The organism is Exiguobacterium indicum HHS 31, from assembly GCF_001939065.1.
GTDB lineage: Bacteria > Bacillota > Bacilli > Exiguobacteriales > Exiguobacteriaceae > Exiguobacterium_A > Exiguobacterium_A indicum.
In genome coordinates this window covers 30284-48195 of sequence record NZ_MPSZ01000004.1, presented here as the reverse complement: position 1 = coordinate 48195, position 17912 = coordinate 30284, and the positions used below count along the sequence as shown (strand labels likewise).

Here is a 17912-nt window from a genome sequence, read left to right as displayed (position 1 = left end):
TTTTTCCAGAACTACAACATTCCTTTATCTTAGTAAAAATCAGCGCGTGACGCAACGTTCAAATCCTAAATGTTCACTTTCTGTAAAGTTTTTGCGCCACTTTCGATCAAATCGACAGACTCCGACGCCCGAATTGAACGACTGCTCCAGTCAAGAACACGAGACAGAGGACAAGTAAAAGAATCGAATGAAGAAGAAAATGATTCGTTCCTTCTAGTAATTGCGTCGTGTTAAATAAGGAGAAGACGGATAGATAACGGAGCCACTCCGTCTTGTCACTTAGTTCCGACAGAATCGTCAAGACGATCGATAGGACAAGCACACTACCGGCAAGCGAAAAAGCACGACGTTCTTCGTCAAATAACGTCGCAACGAATAACGTAAAGGCACCGATCGCCAAGAGTAACAATAGCGCATTGAGTTGAATCCGCCATAAGATGACGTCATTGATCGAAATATCTGTCATCCACCAGTCGGATACCATCAAGACAAGTCCATTCAGTCCTACGAGAACTATACTTGCGATACCAATGACGATCGCGACAGCAAACGTATACGCATTCCGGGTGATCGGGGCTGCGAGATAGACAATCAGCTCTCCATTGTCGATTGGTCGCGCAACGAGTCGCGCTGCTAATGAGAGCAAGAATAGACTCGCAATGACTTGAAAAATCAGTCCGTAATAGTTTCCCCCGAGCAGATCCAGTACATTCTCGAACCCTGTCACCTTATCGTATTGAAATGCTTTTAAGACTTCCGGAGGTAACGCTTCTAGTTTTGCTTCTAGTAAACCGGTCTTCATCATCGATGGATATAGCAACGCAAGCATCAATAAGTAGAGACTCGTTCCAATCGCATAAGCAAGCACGGGCTTTCTGACCTGCTTGAATAAAGAGCGGATCAGCAATATCACGACGATTCCTCCTCCCCATAATAATGCAAGAAGACCTGTTCTAAATCATCTGCTGACGGACGAATCAGCCGTACATCATACTGGGTTAAATAAGCGATCACCTGATTTAAGCTCAGCGTCTCGTCCGTTTGAAAACTGACTTCCAGCCGCTTCGGTTCAACACCGACTTGCATCGCGAACTGTGCCGCCTCCACCTCTGTTCGGAAGAAGATCGTGTACGTCTTTCGACTCGATCGAACCAACTCATGAATATCCGATTCGACGATAATGCGTCCTGCTTTGATTAAAGCCGCTCGATCGCACGATTTTTCCATCTCCGGAAAGTGATGTGAACTCATCAGAATCGCTTTTCCAGCATGTTTCTCCTGTTCGATCCACTCTAAAAAACGCTCTTGCATCAAAGGATCGAGTCCACTGGTCGGCTCATCAAGTAGATAGACGGGTGCATCCTTCATGAAGCAACCGACTAGTGCCAGTTTTTGTTTCATCCCTTTTGACATTTTGCGGATTTTCGTCTTCGTCTCAAAAGGAAATCGTTTCAACAACAGTTGTCGCCGTGCCGGATCGCTACCGTGTAGTCGTTGCATCAAATCGAGCATGTCTGCTCCCGTCATGTCTCCAGGTAAACTAATCTCCCCCGGCAAATAACCGACCAATTTCTTCACTTCTTTACTTTGCTTCCAGCAATCAAAACCACCGATCGTCGCCTTTCCACCATCCGCAGCCAATAGTCCCATCAAATGTCGGAGTGTCGTTGATTTTCCAGATCCATTTGGTCCGATGAAACCGAATATCGTACCCGGATCAACTGTAAAACTGACATCGAATATTCCACGCCCCGGTGCAAACTCTTTCGTGACATGCTCTAAACGGATCATCATCCGACCTCCTTATCTTTTATTTCTTTCCTCACTGTATTCATACCCGTTTTGAAGCAGTTTGTTCGGATCAAAGCGATAGATGACGAACCGCTCGTCATGATTTTTTTCATAGAGGTCTCGTAATCGAATCTCATCGACTTGCTCGAATATGGTATGACGCTCCAGGTACTCCCGGTATTCATCGGTCGGGTAATACAAGATGAGATCAACCGAACGCGGGGAACGTTCGACCGAACTTAAAATGTGATCAATCACTTTCATGAAAATTTGTGAAGAGAATGGATTGAAGAAATAAAACTTATTCGTCTCATCCGGAATGGCATACTGCTCGGCATACGTCTGTTCAAATCGCAAACTTCCGGAACGCCGCTTCCGTCGACTTTGGTAGTTCGCCATATTCCGGAGTGCGTCCTCGTAAAATTGTCCGTTCATCTCGATTCCGATGACGGAACAATCGAATCGGTCGTGTAAGTAAAAGTTCAAACGCCCTTTCCCACACCCGAAATCAATGACCGTGTCCTGTTTTTGAAACAAATACGTTTCGCATAATTCGTCTAGTGCCGCATAAGGCGTTGGTTCATATCGATTGTAGTGACTAAACACACCATAGAGGTGTTGCATCTCAATGGTCTCGATTCGTAATCGTTGATCGTATTCCTGTTCATTCATTGTCGTTTGTTCCTTCTTTCCGGCATTCTTGCCTTCATCGTACTATACTGAAGAAGTACGTTACTCGTTTTTTGAAAGGGGATTTTATGATGATCGTCGTTACGAACCGGATTAAAGTCAAAAAAGGGATGGCTGCAGCTCTCGCTCCTCGTTTTACGCGTCCAAGTGGACTTGATACGATGGACGGATTCATCCGCGTCGAGGTCTTATTGACGCAAAACATCGAAGAACATGATGAAATGAACGTCAACATGTATTGGGAAGACATGAAGAGTTTTCAAGCATGGCGGGAGAGTGACGACTTCAAAGCGTCACATAGTCGACCTGCGAGTAGTGAGGCAGGAGAATCGCCAATGCTCGGCAGCGAGATTCTGACATATGAAGTTGCTTCGGTCAAAGAACGCGCATGATGCACGAAAAGGACTCGTCTCGAGTCCTTTTTTATATACCTATACACAAATAGTGAAAGGGTGTAATTGTCTCAAATGGTATTATTTGTTATTATAGTGCCAATACAGAGAGAGAGGGTTCTTCATGAATTCATTAACTATATTTGAACAAGCCATTCGTAGCTTACCTGATGATCGTACGTTACGACGTGATGAATTATGGACGGACGATTTTTTATTGCAACAGGAGAACGAGCTGACCGTCTATTACTCTCCGATTGGCGAATATGTCAATACTGAAGCAAAAGTCGTCATCATCGGGATCACACCAGGTTTTGAACAGATGCGAATCGCTTTCGAAGAAGCAACGGATGCCCTCCATCATGGGGCTTCACTAGAAGGGACGGCACGCATCGTCAAATATGCAGCCAGTTTTGCCGGAACGATGCGACGTAACCTCGTCCAGATGCTTGATACACTCGAGCTTCCAGCATTGCTCGGAATCGAGACAACAGCTAGCTTATTTCATCAACACCAGGAATTGTTACATCCGACGTCGCTGTTAAAGCAACCCGTCTTTTATCGCGAAAAGAATTACTCGGGTCATCAACCGAAGATCAATCGCAGTCCTTTATTGAGGCACTACGCGGAAGAACACTTCGTCGCTGAGATCAATCAGTTACAAAAACCAGCGTTATTAATTCCACTCGGTCGGGTCGTCGAGACGCAAGTCCGTGGATTGATTCAGGATGGACGAATCGAACAGCATCAGCTTCTTTCCAACTTCCCCCATCCATCTGGCGCGAACGGTCATCGAAAAAAACAATTCGAAGAAAACCAAGCCTATTTGATGAAACAGCTCATTCAACATTTTGCCGAATGAGCAACTTTGTCTTAAATTATCAGAATATATGGTTGAATCTTTTTTGAAATACGTGATAAAGTGTCTATAAGAACAGAATATGACTATTCTATCGATGAGGTAGAGGCGCGATTTCAATCAGTACTTGGTCCGAGGATGACAACGAAGACGACTACAGGAAAGGTGACATCGCCGAAATGACAGTATGCGTCGAGCATGCCGTCGTTGGTCGATTCGGGAAATACCCGATCGATTGCCATACATAACAGTTGTATGGAGCGCTCCAATTCGGCTAAGAAAGACGCATCCAGCGAGGGTGTCGGCTTTGTTGCCGGTGCCCTTGCTTTTTTTGTGCCGCGGGGTCTCATCTTTAAGCCATTTTTAAAGAGGAGGATATTCTTCATGGTCAACTATTCAGATTCCATTATTGCCCTTGTACCTGCTTTACTAGCTATCTTATTAGCCATCTTTACCCGAAAGGTCGTTCTTTCGTTAGGTGTCGGCATTCTCGTCGGTGCCCTGTTACTTCACCGTTTTAACCCGATCGATACGGTAACCTATCTCGGCAAGAATATCTTTAGCCTCTTTTGGGCGGATGGTGCCTTGAACGAGTGGAACGTTTTATTACTTGTTTTCTTGTTATTGCTCGGTGTCCTTTCCACATTAATTCAAACATCTGGTGGCGCTCGCGCCTTCGGTGAATGGGCTTCTACACACGTCAAGACAGCGCGTGGTGCACGCTTAGTCGCCTTCGGTCTCGGTATCTTGATTTTCATCGATGATTACTTCAACAGTCTCGCTGTCGGCAATGTCAGTCGTCCGCTAACGGATCGCCGTGGTGTCTCACGTGCGAAGCTTGCCTATTTGATTGACTCAACAGCTGCGCCTGTTTGTGTCATCAGTCCGCTTTCGAGTTGGGGCGCATTCATCATTTCCATCATCGCCGGTATCTTAACGACGCACTCGATTACGGATTACTCAGCGTTTAGTGCTTTCATGATGATCGTTCCAATGAACTTCTATGCGATTTTCGCGTTACTTTTAACACTTTACATCGCTTACTCTGGCGTCTCTGTCGGACCGATGAAACAGCATGAACGCCGCGCTGCGAATGGTGAACTTTTTGATGCGTCAAAAGGAACACCGATGGGGATGGCAAAAGAGGTCAACGAACATACGAACGGAAAAGTCCGGGATCTCGTCGTTCCGATCGTCGTTCTCGTCATTGCTACGATCAGTGCGTTACTCGGGACAGGTGCTCAGGCACTTGCAGCCGACAACCGTCCGTTTACTTTAATTGGAGCATTTGAGGCAACAGACGTCACACGCTCACTTGTCGCAGGTGTCGTCATCAGTTTAATCGTCGCTTTCTTGATGCTGATCGGACGAAAAATTCCGGGTCGCGATTACCGTGCAAGCATCGTCGCTGGTATGCGTTCGATGTGGCCAGCAGTCGTGATTCTATTATTTGCTTGGACGATCATCGCTGTTATTGGTGATATGAAAACAGGCGATTATCTCGCAAGCTTCATCAGCAACTCGATTTCTGCTTCGTACTTGCCGTTCTTATTATTCTTGATTGCCGGCTTGATGGCATTCTCGACAGGAACAAGTTGGGGCACATTCGGGATCATGTTGCCAATCGGTGCGGATCTCGTCATGGCTGTCGATGCCTCACTCTTATTACCGACGCTTGCTGCTGTTCTTGCTGGATCTGTCTTCGGTGACCATTGTTCACCGATTTCCGATACGACGATCCTCAGTTCGACAGGGGCTGGATCCCATCATATCGATCACGTTACGACACAGTTACCGTATGCGCTAGTCGGTGCCGTCACTGCGGCAGTAGGTTATTTAGTCATCGGTTTCACGGAGTCTTCGGTCTTCGGTTTCATCGGAGCTCTTGTCACATTCGTACTCTTCGTCGTCGTCTTGAACGTTCTCTCGAAAAAAGGCGAAACTGCTTCGGATTTACAAACGGATTGATGAAATGAAAAAGGGACTGACTCAAAAAAGAATGACGCGTCTTTTCACGCCCTTTCCTCAGGCGAGACACAAGCCTGTTTTCCTGCTTAAATGAAGCAGGAAAACGGATCTCATTCGTCTCTGACAGCGCATAAATGCGCTTTTCCTGTAGGAGTGGCGTGTGACGCGCCATTCTTTTTGTTACGAGATAAGGGTGGCAGATCATCATTCTGCCACCCTTATCTTTGTAGAGACCAACTTTGAGTCAGCCCCTTTTTTCGACTTCATGTCATGTCTTATACCATAAGTTCACACACATCATTCGCGAACGCTACCGGATCCTCGAGTGGAAGCCCTTCGACAAGTAATGCTTGTTGATACATCAGTTTGGTATAGCGCTCGAATTTCGAACGATCGTTTTGATACGCTGCTTCAAGAGATTGGAACACCGCGTGTGACGGATTCAATTCAAGAATCTTGACCGCTTCTACCCCTTCGTTATTCGGCATCGCCTTCAAGATTTTCTCCATCTCGATCGAGACGGCGCCGTCCGTCGCAAAACAGACGGGATGCGATTTTAGACGCGTTGATGCTTTGACTTCCTTGACTTGTCCACTTAACACTTCCTGCATTGCTTGGAACATCTCCGCTTGTGCGTCCGTCGTCTCTGCCGCTTCTGCTTCAATCCCTAGATCGCTACTCGTGACTGACTTGAACGTCTTCTCGTTATATGTCACGAGCATCTGGATCGCGAACTCATCGATCTCTTCGGTGAAGTACAAGATGTCGTACCCTTTATCACGCACAAGTTCGGATTGTGGTAACTTGTCTAAACGATTCGTACTCTCACCAGCGGCGTAGTAAATATGTGCTTGATCTTCCGGCATCGCTGCGACGTATTCCGCAAGCGTGATCAACTTCTTCTCCTTCGCTGAGTAGAAGAGGATGAGGTCCTGCACCTGTTCTTTATGCATGCCGTAATCATTGTACATACCGAACTTCAGCTGACGTCCGAACGCTTGATAGAACGTTTCGTACTTCGTGCGATCCTCGCGCAGAAGTGCTTCGAGTTGTGTCTTGATCTTACTTTGGATGTTTTTCGCGATCAATTTCAATTGACGATCGTGCTGCAGTAACTCACGCGAGATGTTGAGCGATAAGTCTTCCGAATCGACCATCCCTTTGACGAAACTGAAGTGATCCGGCAACAAGTCGCTGCATTTTTCCATGATCAAGACACCATTGGCATAGAGTTCAAGACCCTTTTCAAATTCCTTCGAATAATAATCGTACGGTGCTTGCTCCGGAATGAATAAGATCGATTGATAACGAACAGCGCCGTCGACACTGATATGAATATGTTTCGCCGGTGTGTCGAAACCATACCGCTTCTCTTGGTAGAAGTTCGTATAGTCTTCGTCTGTCAATTCCCGTTTATTCTTCCGCCAGATCGGCACCATGCTGTTGATCGTCTTGACGACTTCGACCTCTTCCGTCTCGTCACTGCCTTCGATCGGCTGACGTTCGAGTTCCTTCATCTCGATCGGATAACGGATGAAATCCGAGTATTTTTTGATGATGCTACGCAGACGATATGTCTCGAGGTATTCATCATACGATTCTTCTTCCTCGTTCGCCTTGATGTGGAGTGTAATCTCCGTTCCGACGGTTTCCTTGTCGACTTCCTCGATCGTATAACCTTCGACACCACGCGATTCCCATTTATAAGCGACCGCACCGCCGAATGGTTTCGTAACAACAGTGACGACGTCTGCGACCATGAATGCAGAATAGAATCCGACACCGAATTGACCGATGATATCATGACCATCTTGTGCTTCGTTTTCTGCTTTGAAGGCAAGCGATCCACTCTTCGCGATCGTACCGAGATTTTCTTCTAGTTCTTCCTTCGTCATTCCGATTCCCGTATCACGAATGATGAGTTGACGCGCTTCTTTATTTGGTTCGATCGTAATTTTGTAGTGTTCCTTTTCGAACGAAATCGTCTCGTCCGTCAATGCTTTGTAGTACATCTTATCCATGGCGTCACTTGCATTCGAGATCAATTCGCGCAGGAAAATCTCCTTATGCGTATAGATGGAATGAATCATCATCTCCAGCAATCGTTTTGATTCCGCCTTAAATTGTTTCGTTTCCATGCTCATTCTGCCTCCCTTTTTTAGCACTCAATCATACAGAGTGCTAATTCATCTCCTATTATTAGGGAGTTCGAAATATCTGTCAATCACCTTTTTCACTGTATGTCACGACTTTTTCACGGACGATTTTTCCGATTTGACGTAAGTGTTCTGCTGACCCATAGGTGCCATGGCTGACACCGTTTTCATCCTTTCGATTACCGAGACCGATGAACTGCTCACTCGGTTTGAAGTGGAGTCCGACGACGGATACCTGAAATCGTGACGAGAAGCCGATTTGAAAAATCGCGTCCAGATAATCCGTTGGTCGATAGGTCGTCCAAGCGATGTCTGGTTCGAGCTTCGCAAATCGTTCCGTGTGTTCCTTACCGAGCAGGATGATTCCTTTTATCGAGAACAGTTCAAGCAGGCGTAACAAAAATGTCTGACCGAACGGACTATCTTCCAACACGCTGCGTTCTTTGATCGCTCCCATGTAGTGGTGTGTCGGAAACGGGAAAAAATCCAGATGAATGACCGGATCAAACGTCGTCTCGTAAAACGACGCACCGAGTCCGTTCAAGAATCCTTCGAGCTTACCGCCACCTGGTCGACCGAACCAGGTTCGGTACACATTTGGTTGTTTGAAGTAACGATTGAAGCGTCGGATCGATTCCGTCAATGTCTCTTCTTGTAAATACGCATTCCACGTCATGGATTGTGGACGTATGAAAAGTGGACCGTGCTCGTCAAATCGTAATGCACCTGTTCGGTCTAAAAACTGCGATCGGGATGGGTTCGTCGCGATCGTCACCCAACTGCTACGCGTCGCATCACCAAACCAGAGGACAGGTGTCGTTTGGTCGATCAATTCACTTGCAAATGCACTCTTCTCGAGTGTCATTTGGTACTGGACGGCTTCGTGTAATAATTTTTTGGCAAGTTGCCATTGATCGGATGTCAGCGTTCTCATCTCCCTCTATACAGCGATTGTGCTGTTGTAGATGTACCCCCTATCCTCTAACACTAGACGCATCGATGGGTTTAATCTCCATTTCTCCGGGAATGTTTCATAAGGTGAACGATACGACTTAGGAGGGATTTAATAATGGGTAGACTCGATCAAAAAGTAGCTGTCATTACCGGCTCGGCAACAGGGATTGGACAAGCGACTGCACTTGTCTTCGCAGAACAGGGAGCAACGGTCGTCTGTGCCGATGTCTCACTTGAAAAAGCACAACAAACAGTAGAACAGATTACACAACAAGGTGGGAAAGCGGAAGCCGTCCATGTCGATGTCTCAGACGTCGAGAGTGTCGAGCAACTTGCGAAGCACGTCAAAGAGACATACGGTACGATCGACGTTCTCTTCAACAATGCCGGAATCGATGAACAAGGCGGGAAAGTCCACGAGTATCCAATCGATCTCTTCGACCGGATCATCGCGGTCGACTTGCGCGGTACATTCCTCGTCAGTAAATTCTTGATTCCACTCATGCTTGATAACGGTGGTTCAATCATCAATACATCATCGATGTCTGGTCGCGCAGCTGACTTGAACCGATCCGGTTATAACGCAGCGAAAGGTGGGATTGCGAACTTCACGCGCGCGATGGCAATCGATTATGCGCGTCATGGCATTCGTGTCAATTCGTTATCACCAGGAACAATCGAAACACCACTCATCGATACACTCGTCGGTGAAAAAGAAAAAGAGCAAGGCAAACAGTTCCGCGATGCGAACGCTTGGATTACACCACTCGGACGACTCGGTAAACCACGCGAGATGGCAACAGTCGCCCTCTTCCTCGCTTCTGACGACAGCTCATATGTTACAGGTGAGGATATCACAGCAGACGGCGGCATCATGGCTTATACATGGCCGGGAGAGATGTTAATCGATTCGAAGTGGAAAGACGAAGCAGAAAAAAGTGAATGAGTAAGGTACGGTGTAACCTTCTGGTTGCACCGTTTTCTTTTATCTCAAGACGTTCAGCTCCGTAAATTATTTTCCGAATTCGTTTACCTCCCTGAAGTATTTTTATCAGGGTACAGGATAGGTAAAGGAGGAAATACTTATGCAAACAGCAATTACTTACTTACAACGATGTCTTCAAATTCCAAGCGTTAATCCGACGGACGGAGAGGAAGACGTCGCACGTTATGTGTACGATGTACTGATTGATCATCACATCTCGACAGAATGGATCGAAGTCTCACCGAAACGGATTTGTCTCGTCGCGACCGTTCCTGCGAGTGAAGAGGTTTCACGCCCTTCCGTACTCGGGCTATCTGGTCATCTCGATACGGTTCCGGTCCAAGGAGACGGCTGGACGAAAGATCCATACGGTGGTGAAATCGAAGACGGACGCATTTATGGTCGTGGGGCTTCGGATATGAAATCAGGTGTCATGGCGATGGTGCAAGCGCTCATTCAATACAAGGAACGTCAAGACCGTCCGAACACCGTCAAACTTCTGATTACATCCGATGAAGAGAATGGCATGACGGGTGCTCGTCATTTGACCGAACAAGGACACGCGGATGATTTAGATGCTTTACTGATCACAGAACCAACGAGCGGGATGATTGGATATGCACAAAAAGGAGTCGTTGGGATTGAAGTGACGTGCCGCGGGAAAAGTGCGCACAGCTCTGCTCCGCAACTCGGTCGTAACGCGATTGATGACGTGTATCGCATCATTCAAGAAGTGAAGTCAGAACGTTTCTCGATCACAACGAATCATCACCCGGCACTCGGTCCGGTCGTCGCGTCAATCACATCCATAAAAGGAGGCGAAGGACCGAATGTCGTTCCGAGTCAGGCTTCTTTTTATATGGACATCCGGACGATTCCTGGATTCGGTCGGGCGGACGTTCTTGCTGCCTTTACGGATATTGAGCGTCGACTTGTTGCAGAAGATCCTAACTTTGACATGAGCGTGACCGTCATCAAGGATATTCCTTCTTGTGAAACCGATGAACAAGCGCCTTTCTTGCAACAGGTCGCAGATACGATGGAGCAGGTCAGCGGCGTGACACCACGAAAAATCGCCATCCCAGGTGGAACGGATGGTGCGATGTTCAGCCAAGCGAAAAAGTCATTTCCGATTGCAATCGCTTCTTTCCATGATTTCCGCCTTGCGCATCAAGTCGATGAGTCAATTCTGTTATCCGAGTATGAACAAACGATTGCGTTTTGCTTTAACTTGATCAACACACCATTACATCAATCGCTTCCATCACTTTAAATAAAAAAGGGACGACTTTCGGGTGCAATACCCAGAGTCGTCCCTTCTACTTTTACTGTGTTTAGTTTAGTACACACCAAGCTGTGCCAACGCCTCACTTAAATAACTTTGATCACTGCGAAACTGATGACTCGTTTGTCCGTCAGACCAACTGATGAAGACACGACCAAGGCGGTCATATCGTAAACGGAGACGAATCACGCCCTGCTCGAATACGACTTCACCGTATAACGACTCATGGACGCGAGCAAAGTTACGGATGAACGCATCATATTGATTAAATGTAACTGAAAACTCGTGTTCACTATCTTCTCCCGTCATTTGAATCGTTAGTTCCTCTTGCTTTGGATATACGTGTAAGATGTCCCACGATACGCTGCTTTCTTCTCCTCGAAACACGATGCGATGCTTCATTCGATTTCCTCCTTTATGTACAAGGATTTTCGCTTTCTTTTTTCGAAAGTAACCGATATCTTCTTCATCCGAAAGGAGTCTGCTTATGTCTGATACGCCAAAGACAGGTCCTACTGAACAGTCCGTTGATGCCTTTCTGGCACAAGTCGAACCGCCACTACGTCAAGCAGATGGTATCACGTTACGTCAGTTCTTCGAAGATGTCACGGGATACGAAGCCGTCATTTGGGGGTCTTCCTTGATTGGTTTTGGTTCCTATCATTATCACTATGCCTCCGGTCACGAGGGCGACAGCTTTTATGTTGGCTTTTCTCCACGCAAGACGAACCTCGTCCTTTACCTCGCGCTTGGTGAAGACGATGTATCGGAACGACTGCTTGCCACTCTTGGTACGTATCGACGTGGTAAGTCCTGCCTCTACGTAAAACGACTGACTGACATCGATTTAAACGTCCTTCGGGAAATGATTGAGCACTCGATTCGCACGTTAAGAGACATGTACCCGTCTTGATTTCAATCAAAAACAGCCGAAGCGGATTCGCTTCGGCTGTTTTTGAAATTAATGTCCGCCTTCTGTCCGATCGATATGGCGAATGTGTTTGAGATTGACCCCGATGATGATGACGGATAAGAGGACAAAGCCACTTCCGACATAAAACGGTAAGTTTGCGTTGAAGATTTCAGCCAATTTACCGGCCATGAATGGCGCAATGGCTGCCCCGAGAAAACGTAGGAAACTGTATGCCGCAGATGCTGTCGAACGTTCAACAGGTGCTGCGTCCATGACAGCTGTCGTGATGAGCGTGTTGTTATTCCCAAGCACGGCTCCCGCCAAAATGACACAGACGATGACGACGGCTGGTGTTTCCGTAAAGATCCCCATTAACAGAAGCAAGATTGCGAATATGATCAACATCATGACCATCGCTTTGATTGTTCCGAACCATTGTTTCAGTTTCGGAGCCGTTAAGACCGATGTGATCGCAAGCAACATTCCCCAGCCGAGGAAAACGAATCCGAGTCCTTGCGCTGGTAGTTTCATGACGAATGGTGCATAGGCCATGATCGTAAAGAACCCAACGTTATAAAGTGCCGCTACGATTCCGAGCGTCAAGAGCGAACGATGCTTCATCGCTTGGAACGGTGCTTTTAATGATAACTTCTGTTTCGGTGCTGCAGATGCTGCTGGTTTTGGCATCAAGAAGAGCAAGACGAGGAACGCGATGACCATGATTGTTGCAACACCCATGAATGGCGCGCGCCATGTGATTGAACCGAGCGTTCCGCCTAACAGTGGTCCAATCGAAATCCCAAGACCAACGGCTGCTTCATACAAAATGATGGCTTTTGCTGTTCCGCCTGACGACAGCGAAACAATCGCAGCAAGTGCGGTTGCGACGAACAAAGCGTTCCCAAGTCCCCATCCACCGCGTAACGCGACGAGCGTCCAAATGCTATCTGCTTGTGAAGCAAAACCAGCAACGGTTGCGATGACGGCGATCCCGAGCATCAATGTTCCTTTTTGACCAATCCGTGATGAGATCGCGCCTGTAATTAACATCGCGAATGCCATGACGGCGTTATAACTTGTAAATAAGAGCGTTACTTCACTTTTTGATGCTTCTAAATTCTCGGCAATCGTCGGTAAGACGGGATTGACGAGCCCCATTCCCATGAATGCTGTAATACTGGCGAAAAAGACTGCCCAGACAGCAACCGGTTGATGGAATAATCCCTGTTTGCTTTCTGCTAATACCGTTTCCGGCTCAAGCGTCGTTGTTTTTTCAGCAAGTGCCATAGTGTCCCTTCTTTCTATTGAATGTGTTACATGAACTGTTTAAACGAATGGCGAATGACGTCGCCTCGACTAATGATCCCAACAAGCCGTCCTGCTTTCAGGATCGGAAGCTTTTTGATCCGTTTTGCGCCAAGTGTCGCCGCAATCTCTTCTATTTCTGTTTCAGCGTCCGCTGTTACGACCTTCCGACGTGCCAGTTCCATGACAGGTCGATTCAAGATATGACGAATCCGATCTTCGTAATCTTCTTCGTCTCCTTTGATGACATCTACATATAAGAATGTATCGACGATGATGTCCTTGTGTTTTCCAATCGCGCGCATGATATCTCCGTCACTGATATACCCGACGACCTCTTGCTCAGCATTAATGACAGGTACGCCGCTAATACCAGATTGAATGAATCGTTCGATGACCGTACGAATCAGATCTGTATCGTTTACTGTGATGACCTCTTGTTTCATCGACTCATAAGCTTTCATCTGAATTCTCCTTTGTCGTTCGTTTCTCATATGAAAAAGTTGTATGATACAATTAAAAGAACAAAAATGATTGTATAATACAACTACAACTCTGTCAAGCCTCCTGCTTTTCGCATTGACAGCTTATCCACATTGGGTAATCATGAGGGACAGAGAGACCTTATTGAAAGGGGAGATACCCGATGTCTCAACAAGCACTCGAAACCATTGAATTAGAGTTAGCAATTCTGATCCGGCGCTTGACGACAGCGACGGCAGACAATCGTAATTTGGATCGTGCTTCCTACCTTTTACTGCGACAACTAGCGGATTCCGGCAACGTCGGTGTCAAAACACTTGCTCGTGAACTCCAGCTTGATGTCTCGACCGTCAGTCGCCAAGCTGCAGCGCTCGATCAAAAGCAACTTGTGGAAAAAGTAAAAGATCCGACAGATGGTCGTGCCTTCTTCTATCATATTACGGATAAAGGACAAGAAGAGCTCACGATTTACCGGACAGCGCGCCTCGCGAGCATCGAACGTCTACTGACGGACTGGCCATCGGATGATGCCGAAGATTTTGGACGTCTATTGCAACAATTCAACCGTGCCTTGCGCGAGCGGTAACGAAATCACACCATTTAAAGGAACGGACGCGAAATCAATCGATTTCGCGTCCGTTTTTTCGTCATTATTCATGATGTATGAGAAACCTGACAAACCGAACGAATTTGTGCGATATGTTCAGGTGACGTTCGGCAACAACCGCCGATCAATCGTGCCCCTGCCTCATACCATGTCTTCGCGACGGTTTGGAACGACGTACACTGATTCGTACCCGACCATGTTTTTGCGACCGGATCATAGACCTCACCGGAGTTCGGATAGACGATGATTGGCACATTCGTCAACGCCTTGACGTGACGGATAAAGTCGGTCGCGTAAGATGCCGGAAAACAATTTGCACCGATTGCTGCGAGCTGTGGATGTTGTCCGACCGTTTCAATACACGTCGCAAGTGCCGTTCCTTCACTAATGTGTGTCGCATCTTGAAGCGAGAACGTCAGCCAAGCAGACACTTCCGGATACGCTTCGAGAATCCGGAACAACACGACAGCTTCCTCGAGCGACGGAATCGTCTCAAATGCCAGCAGATCAGCCCCCGCTTCAATCAATGCTTCGATCCGTGGTCTGTGGAAGGCTTCTAGCACATCTGCTGACACCCCATAATGACCGCGATACTCAGAACCATCTGCTAAGTAGGCACCATAAGGACCCACTGATCCTGCGATTAATGCGTCACTCTTTCCGCTACGCGTGCGTGCATTTTGGACCAAGGTAACGGTTTGTCGAATCAGCGACTGTGCTTCCTCTGTCGTGATATGACGTTGCTTGAAGCCTTCGATACTTGCTTGATAGCTTGAAGTGATGGCGACATCAGCACCTACTTCAAAGTAATCGTGATGGACACGCTCGATCTGTTCCGGTGCTTCGATCAAGAGACGTGCTGACCAAAGCGGGTCGTTCAGATCGAATCCCTTCTGTTCAAGTTCGGTTGCAAGGGCACCGTCTAAAATGAGAAAGGGAACTTCCTGTAATCGTTGATCAACTGGATTTTTGATTCGGGACATCTTCAACACTCCGTTTCTGAGAAGAATTCGTGAACGCATGAACGATATAACAGATCACGATGAATGGAATACCACAGTACAAGGCAATTCGTTGTGTCGGATCAAATCCGATACCAATCAGAGAAATCAAACAAACGACGAAAGCGGCGATCGGTACGAATGGAAAGAGTGGTGTGCGATAGACCAATTCGTCGACCGTATGCCCTTCACGAAGAAATTGCTTCCGGAAGCGATACTGGGCAACGCTGATACTCATCCAAACGACGACGACAGCAAGACCGGAAATCGAGACGAGCGCGATATAGACACTCCCTGCTGCATAGATGCTAGACAGCAAGGCAAGTCCTCCGCCAAGCATGCTGAACAATACAGCTCGAAGTGGAACCCCACTTGGTGTCACCTGGGCGAAGAAGCGTGGAATCATACGTTCGTTCGCAAGCGACCAGAGCATCCGAGAGGCGGCGTAAAGTCCAGAGTTCGCTGCCGACAAGATCGCTGTCAAAATGACGAAGTTCATCACGTCTGCAGCGTAGGGAATTCCGATCCGTTCGAACACGGCGACGAACGGACTTTCGAGTACACCTTTCCCATCCGTTGGCAATAAGACGGCTAACACGATGATCGTACCGACGAAGAAGAGGACGAGTCGCAAGATCGTCGTCCGGATCGCAAGCGGAATCGTCCGTTTCGGATCGACTGCTTCACCCGCTGCGACACCGATCAGTTCCGTTCCCGAGTAAGCAAAATTCACGGCAAGCATCGTCATGAAGATGACGAAAGCACCATTTGGGAATAATCCACCTTCCGTTAAGGAAGAAAAGAATGGGGCTGGGCTACCATCTTGCAGTGGAATGAAGCCGACGATCGCTCCCGCACCAAGTAAAATGAACGCAATAATCGTCACGACCTTAATGGCGGAGAACCAAAACTCGACTTCAGCGAACACGCGAACCTTCAAGACGTTGATACCAAGGATCATCGCAGCGAATAAGGCACTGAACACCCAAACCGGAATCGATGGGAACCAACGTTGCATCAAAATGCCTGCTGCCGTGAATTCTGAACCAAGGGCGACCGTCCACGTCAGCCAGTAGAGCCAGGCTACTGTATAACCGGTGCCGGGTCCAATGTACTTCGTTGCGTACTTATGGAATGATCCGGTTTCCGGCATGTGCACGGCGAGTTCACCGAGACTTAACATGACTAAGTAAACGACGACGGCTCCGATCAAATACGATAAAATCGTTCCGACACGTCCTGCTTGTTCCAACGTATAACCTGTACTTAAAAATAATCCTGTTCCAATGACACCACCTAACGACAGCATGATCAGATGACGTGATTCCATCTTGCGTCGAAATGCTCCGCTCGTTTTCATGAATCCATTTCCTCCTCGTTCCACCTATTTCAAACAAAAAACGCATCCTCACGGATGCGTCGGTCGACAATTCGGAAATCTTATCGATCGGGTGCAGCACCCGCAGGAATTAGCACAGTATCTTTCGACCTGTTGCTGAGGTTTCATAGGGCCAGTCCCTCCACCTCTCTGGATAAGTATGTAATTGTTCCTAACCATATCAGAATGCAGATAATTCAGTCAACAGGCATTTCCCGATTTTTTTGATAGATCCATAAATTAGATTCAATCAGTTGAAGATGACGTGAAGAGCGTGTTTCGAGCAACGTACTAAAGAAATGTTTCACTTCGACGGGCTGACCCTTTTCCATGTCCCGTAACATTGACGATTTCATAGTGTCTTCCATTGCATGCATCTGCTTCAGCAAGACCGCTTCTACATCGTCATTAAAGACTGCGCCTTGTTCTTCCATCGCTTGCTTCGCTTCCTTCATGACGTCTTGAATCATCTGATGACCAATTGGGTCCTTGCGAATTGGACCGATGGCAGAGCGAAATAGTGTCGTCACGCCCGCAAATGTCGAAATGAAGAGGTACTTTTGCCACATGTCATCCATGATATGCATCGAGTACGCCATCGGTGCCTTCGCTTTCGCAAAACGTGTTGCAATCTCCTCTAAACGCGATGTTGGTTTACCGGTTCGTGAACCAAACAATAGCCGATGCGACGGGCTTGTCTGTATAATACGCCCTTCTGCATCAAGCGTCGATTCAATGAAGCAAAGTCCGCCCAGTACTCGATCTTCTCCGAAGACTTCTGTTAACCGTCGTATATGCTGCATGCCGTTCAACAAAGGAATGATGTACGTCTCGCTCGAAACAAATGGCGCAAGATCCTGTAGGACATCATCCAAGTGATAGGCTTTCGTCGAAAGTAAGACGACATCAAATGTGTGATTCAGTCGCATGTCTCGTGTCACTAACTGAGGCGTGATCATAACATCATCATGAGGACTAGTGATCTGTAACCCTGTCTTTTGTAATTGTTCATAGCGCTTCGGACGAACAAGGAATGTCACCTGTTCCCCTTGCTCAGCAAGACGTCCCCCGAAATAACCTCCAACTGCTCCGGCACCTACGACTAAAACATGCATATGCATTACCTCCTTTTTAACTAATCGATT

General features: G+C 47.3%; 18 protein-coding genes and 2 riboswitches. Of the genes, 7 read left to right on the top strand and 11 right to left on the bottom strand.

Annotated elements, in window-relative coordinates:
* Nucleotides 1–106: 106 nt before the first annotated feature.
* Genes N179_RS11045 through N179_RS11035 form a run of 3 tightly spaced genes read right to left on the bottom strand, consistent with a single transcriptional unit; the run spans nucleotide 107 to nucleotide 2463 of the window.
* The gene (locus N179_RS11045; protein ID WP_075642884.1) at nucleotides 107–913 is read right to left on the bottom strand and encodes an ABC transporter permease subunit; all 807 of its coding nucleotides are present in this window, start codon (nucleotides 911–913) and stop codon (nucleotides 107–109) included.
* The gene (locus tag N179_RS11040; RefSeq protein ID WP_035395518.1) at nucleotides 910–1791 is read right to left on the bottom strand and encodes an ABC transporter ATP-binding protein; all 882 of its coding nucleotides are present in this window, start codon (nucleotides 1789–1791) and stop codon (nucleotides 910–912) included. Before N179_RS11040 ends, N179_RS11045 begins: the two co-directional genes overlap by 4 nt.
* A gap of 12 nt (nucleotides 1792–1803) precedes the next feature.
* Nucleotides 1804–2463, bottom strand: a complete 660-nt coding sequence (locus N179_RS11035; RefSeq protein WP_075642883.1) for an SAM-dependent methyltransferase — start codon at nucleotides 2461–2463, stop codon at nucleotides 1804–1806.
* An 89-nt stretch (nucleotides 2464–2552) separates the two neighbouring features.
* On the opposite strand from N179_RS11035, the gene N179_RS11030 reads away from it, so the two are divergent.
* The 3 genes from N179_RS11030 (at nucleotide 2553) to N179_RS11015 (ending at nucleotide 5700) form a co-directional block, all read left to right on the top strand.
* On the top strand, nucleotides 2553–2873 hold the full coding sequence (locus N179_RS11030; RefSeq protein WP_023469797.1) for a heme oxygenase: 321 nt from the start codon (nucleotides 2553–2555) through the stop codon (nucleotides 2871–2873).
* 124 nt (nucleotides 2874–2997) lie between these two features.
* Nucleotides 2998–3735, top strand: a complete 738-nt coding sequence (locus N179_RS11025; protein ID WP_023469798.1) for a uracil-DNA glycosylase family protein — start codon at nucleotides 2998–3000, stop codon at nucleotides 3733–3735.
* 92 nt (nucleotides 3736–3827) lie between these two features.
* Nucleotides 3828–4006: riboswitch (Lysine riboswitch) on the top strand.
* Nucleotides 4007–4116: 110 nt separating this feature from the next.
* Nucleotides 4117–5700: a Na+/H+ antiporter NhaC family protein gene (locus N179_RS11015; RefSeq protein ID WP_035395513.1), complete on the top strand. Its 1584-nt coding sequence runs from the start codon at nucleotides 4117–4119 to the stop codon at nucleotides 5698–5700.
* A 275-nt stretch (nucleotides 5701–5975) separates the two neighbouring features.
* Here N179_RS11015 and htpG read toward each other — a convergent pair whose 3' ends face one another.
* On the bottom strand, nucleotides 5976–7838 hold the full coding sequence (htpG, locus tag N179_RS11010) for a molecular chaperone HtpG (protein ID WP_075642882.1): 1863 nt from the start codon (nucleotides 7836–7838) through the stop codon (nucleotides 5976–5978).
* A gap of 82 nt (nucleotides 7839–7920) precedes the next feature.
* The gene (locus N179_RS11005; RefSeq protein ID WP_075642881.1) at nucleotides 7921–8790 is read right to left on the bottom strand and encodes a PDZ domain-containing protein; all 870 of its coding nucleotides are present in this window, start codon (nucleotides 8788–8790) and stop codon (nucleotides 7921–7923) included.
* Nucleotides 8791–8925: 135 nt separating this feature from the next.
* On the opposite strand from N179_RS11005, the gene N179_RS11000 reads away from it, so the two are divergent.
* Together N179_RS11000 and N179_RS10995 are read left to right on the top strand one after the other, a co-directional pair.
* Entirely contained in the window at nucleotides 8926–9756 is an 831-nt protein-coding gene (locus tag N179_RS11000; RefSeq protein WP_023469801.1) for an SDR family oxidoreductase, read from the top strand.
* Nucleotides 9757–9895: 139 nt separating this feature from the next.
* Complete coding sequence (locus tag N179_RS10995; RefSeq protein ID WP_075642880.1) at nucleotides 9896–11068, top strand: M20 family metallopeptidase; 1173 nt, start codon at nucleotides 9896–9898, stop codon at nucleotides 11066–11068.
* Nucleotides 11069–11134: 66 nt separating this feature from the next.
* Here the strand turns inward: N179_RS10995 and N179_RS10990 are convergent, their stop codons facing one another.
* Entirely contained in the window at nucleotides 11135–11482 is a 348-nt protein-coding gene (locus N179_RS10990) for a hypothetical protein (protein WP_035395505.1), read from the bottom strand.
* An 85-nt stretch (nucleotides 11483–11567) separates the two neighbouring features.
* On the opposite strand from N179_RS10990, the gene N179_RS10985 reads away from it, so the two are divergent.
* Nucleotides 11568–11993, top strand: a complete 426-nt coding sequence (locus tag N179_RS10985; RefSeq protein ID WP_050678548.1) for a DUF1801 domain-containing protein — start codon at nucleotides 11568–11570, stop codon at nucleotides 11991–11993.
* A 48-nt stretch (nucleotides 11994–12041) separates the two neighbouring features.
* Here the strand turns inward: N179_RS10985 and N179_RS10980 are convergent, their stop codons facing one another.
* A complete protein-coding gene (locus N179_RS10980; protein WP_055969723.1) occupies nucleotides 12042–13280 on the bottom strand; it encodes an MFS transporter in 1239 nt (412 codons plus the stop codon).
* A gap of 26 nt (nucleotides 13281–13306) precedes the next feature.
* Nucleotides 13307–13762 (bottom strand): CBS domain-containing protein, encoded by a 456-nt coding sequence (locus N179_RS10975; RefSeq protein WP_055969726.1) that lies wholly within the window; start codon nucleotides 13760–13762, stop codon nucleotides 13307–13309.
* A 182-nt stretch (nucleotides 13763–13944) separates the two neighbouring features.
* On the opposite strand from N179_RS10975, the gene N179_RS10970 reads away from it, so the two are divergent.
* Nucleotides 13945–14367 carry a MarR family winged helix-turn-helix transcriptional regulator gene (locus tag N179_RS10970; RefSeq protein WP_035395500.1) on the top strand — a complete coding sequence of 141 codons (423 nt, stop codon included), beginning with the start codon at nucleotides 13945–13947 and terminating at the stop codon, nucleotides 14365–14367.
* A 68-nt stretch (nucleotides 14368–14435) separates the two neighbouring features.
* Here the strand turns inward: N179_RS10970 and mmuM are convergent, their stop codons facing one another.
* From mmuM to N179_RS10955, 3 genes are all read right to left on the bottom strand, one after another.
* Entirely contained in the window at nucleotides 14436–15371 is a 936-nt protein-coding gene (mmuM, locus tag N179_RS10965; RefSeq protein WP_058265629.1) for a homocysteine S-methyltransferase, read from the bottom strand.
* Nucleotides 15346–16749 carry an amino acid permease gene (locus tag N179_RS10960; protein ID WP_058265628.1) on the bottom strand — a complete coding sequence of 468 codons (1404 nt, stop codon included), beginning with the start codon at nucleotides 16747–16749 and terminating at the stop codon, nucleotides 15346–15348. The genes mmuM and N179_RS10960 overlap by 26 nt, the downstream gene beginning before the upstream one ends.
* A 77-nt stretch (nucleotides 16750–16826) precedes the next feature.
* Nucleotides 16827–16928, bottom strand: a riboswitch (SAM riboswitch).
* A 36-nt stretch (nucleotides 16929–16964) separates the two neighbouring features.
* Nucleotides 16965–17882, bottom strand: coding sequence for a ketopantoate reductase family protein (locus tag N179_RS10955; RefSeq protein ID WP_075642879.1), 918 nt, complete (start codon nucleotides 17880–17882; stop codon nucleotides 16965–16967).
* Nucleotides 17883–17912: the final 30 nt, after the last annotated feature.

Excerpts from the sequence above, each read along its gene's own strand:
- N179_RS11040 (WP_035395518.1), bottom strand. The coding sequence starts at position 1,791 with ATGATCCGTTTAGAGCATGTCACGAAAGAGTTTGCACCGGGGCGTGGA.
- N179_RS11035 (WP_075642883.1), bottom strand. The coding sequence starts at position 2,463 with ATGAATGAACAGGAATACGATCAACGATTACGAATCGAGACCATTGAG.
- N179_RS11030 (WP_023469797.1), top strand. The coding sequence starts at position 2,553 with ATGATCGTCGTTACGAACCGGATTAAAGTCAAAAAAGGGATGGCTGCA.
- N179_RS11025 (WP_023469798.1), top strand. The coding sequence starts at position 2,998 with ATGAATTCATTAACTATATTTGAACAAGCCATTCGTAGCTTACCTGAT.
- N179_RS11015 (WP_035395513.1), top strand. The coding sequence starts at position 4,117 with ATGGTCAACTATTCAGATTCCATTATTGCCCTTGTACCTGCTTTACTA.
- htpG (WP_075642882.1), bottom strand. The coding sequence starts at position 7,838 with ATGGAAACGAAACAATTTAAGGCGGAATCAAAACGATTGCTGGAGATG.
- N179_RS11005 (WP_075642881.1), bottom strand. The coding sequence starts at position 8,790 with ATGAGAACGCTGACATCCGATCAATGGCAACTTGCCAAAAAATTATTA.
- N179_RS11000 (WP_023469801.1), top strand. The coding sequence starts at position 8,926 with ATGGGTAGACTCGATCAAAAAGTAGCTGTCATTACCGGCTCGGCAACA.
- N179_RS10995 (WP_075642880.1), top strand. The coding sequence starts at position 9,896 with ATGCAAACAGCAATTACTTACTTACAACGATGTCTTCAAATTCCAAGC.
- N179_RS10990 (WP_035395505.1), bottom strand. The coding sequence starts at position 11,482 with ATGAAGCATCGCATCGTGTTTCGAGGAGAAGAAAGCAGCGTATCGTGG.
- N179_RS10985 (WP_050678548.1), top strand. The coding sequence starts at position 11,568 with ATGTCTGATACGCCAAAGACAGGTCCTACTGAACAGTCCGTTGATGCC.
- N179_RS10980 (WP_055969723.1), bottom strand. The coding sequence starts at position 13,280 with ATGGCACTTGCTGAAAAAACAACGACGCTTGAGCCGGAAACGGTATTA.
- N179_RS10975 (WP_055969726.1), bottom strand. The coding sequence starts at position 13,762 with ATGAAAGCTTATGAGTCGATGAAACAAGAGGTCATCACAGTAAACGAT.
- N179_RS10970 (WP_035395500.1), top strand. The coding sequence starts at position 13,945 with ATGTCTCAACAAGCACTCGAAACCATTGAATTAGAGTTAGCAATTCTG.
- mmuM (WP_058265629.1), bottom strand. The coding sequence starts at position 15,371 with ATGTCCCGAATCAAAAATCCAGTTGATCAACGATTACAGGAAGTTCCC.
- N179_RS10960 (WP_058265628.1), bottom strand. The coding sequence starts at position 16,749 with ATGAAAACGAGCGGAGCATTTCGACGCAAGATGGAATCACGTCATCTG.
- N179_RS10955 (WP_075642879.1), bottom strand. The coding sequence starts at position 17,882 with ATGCATGTTTTAGTCGTAGGTGCCGGAGCAGTTGGAGGTTATTTCGGG.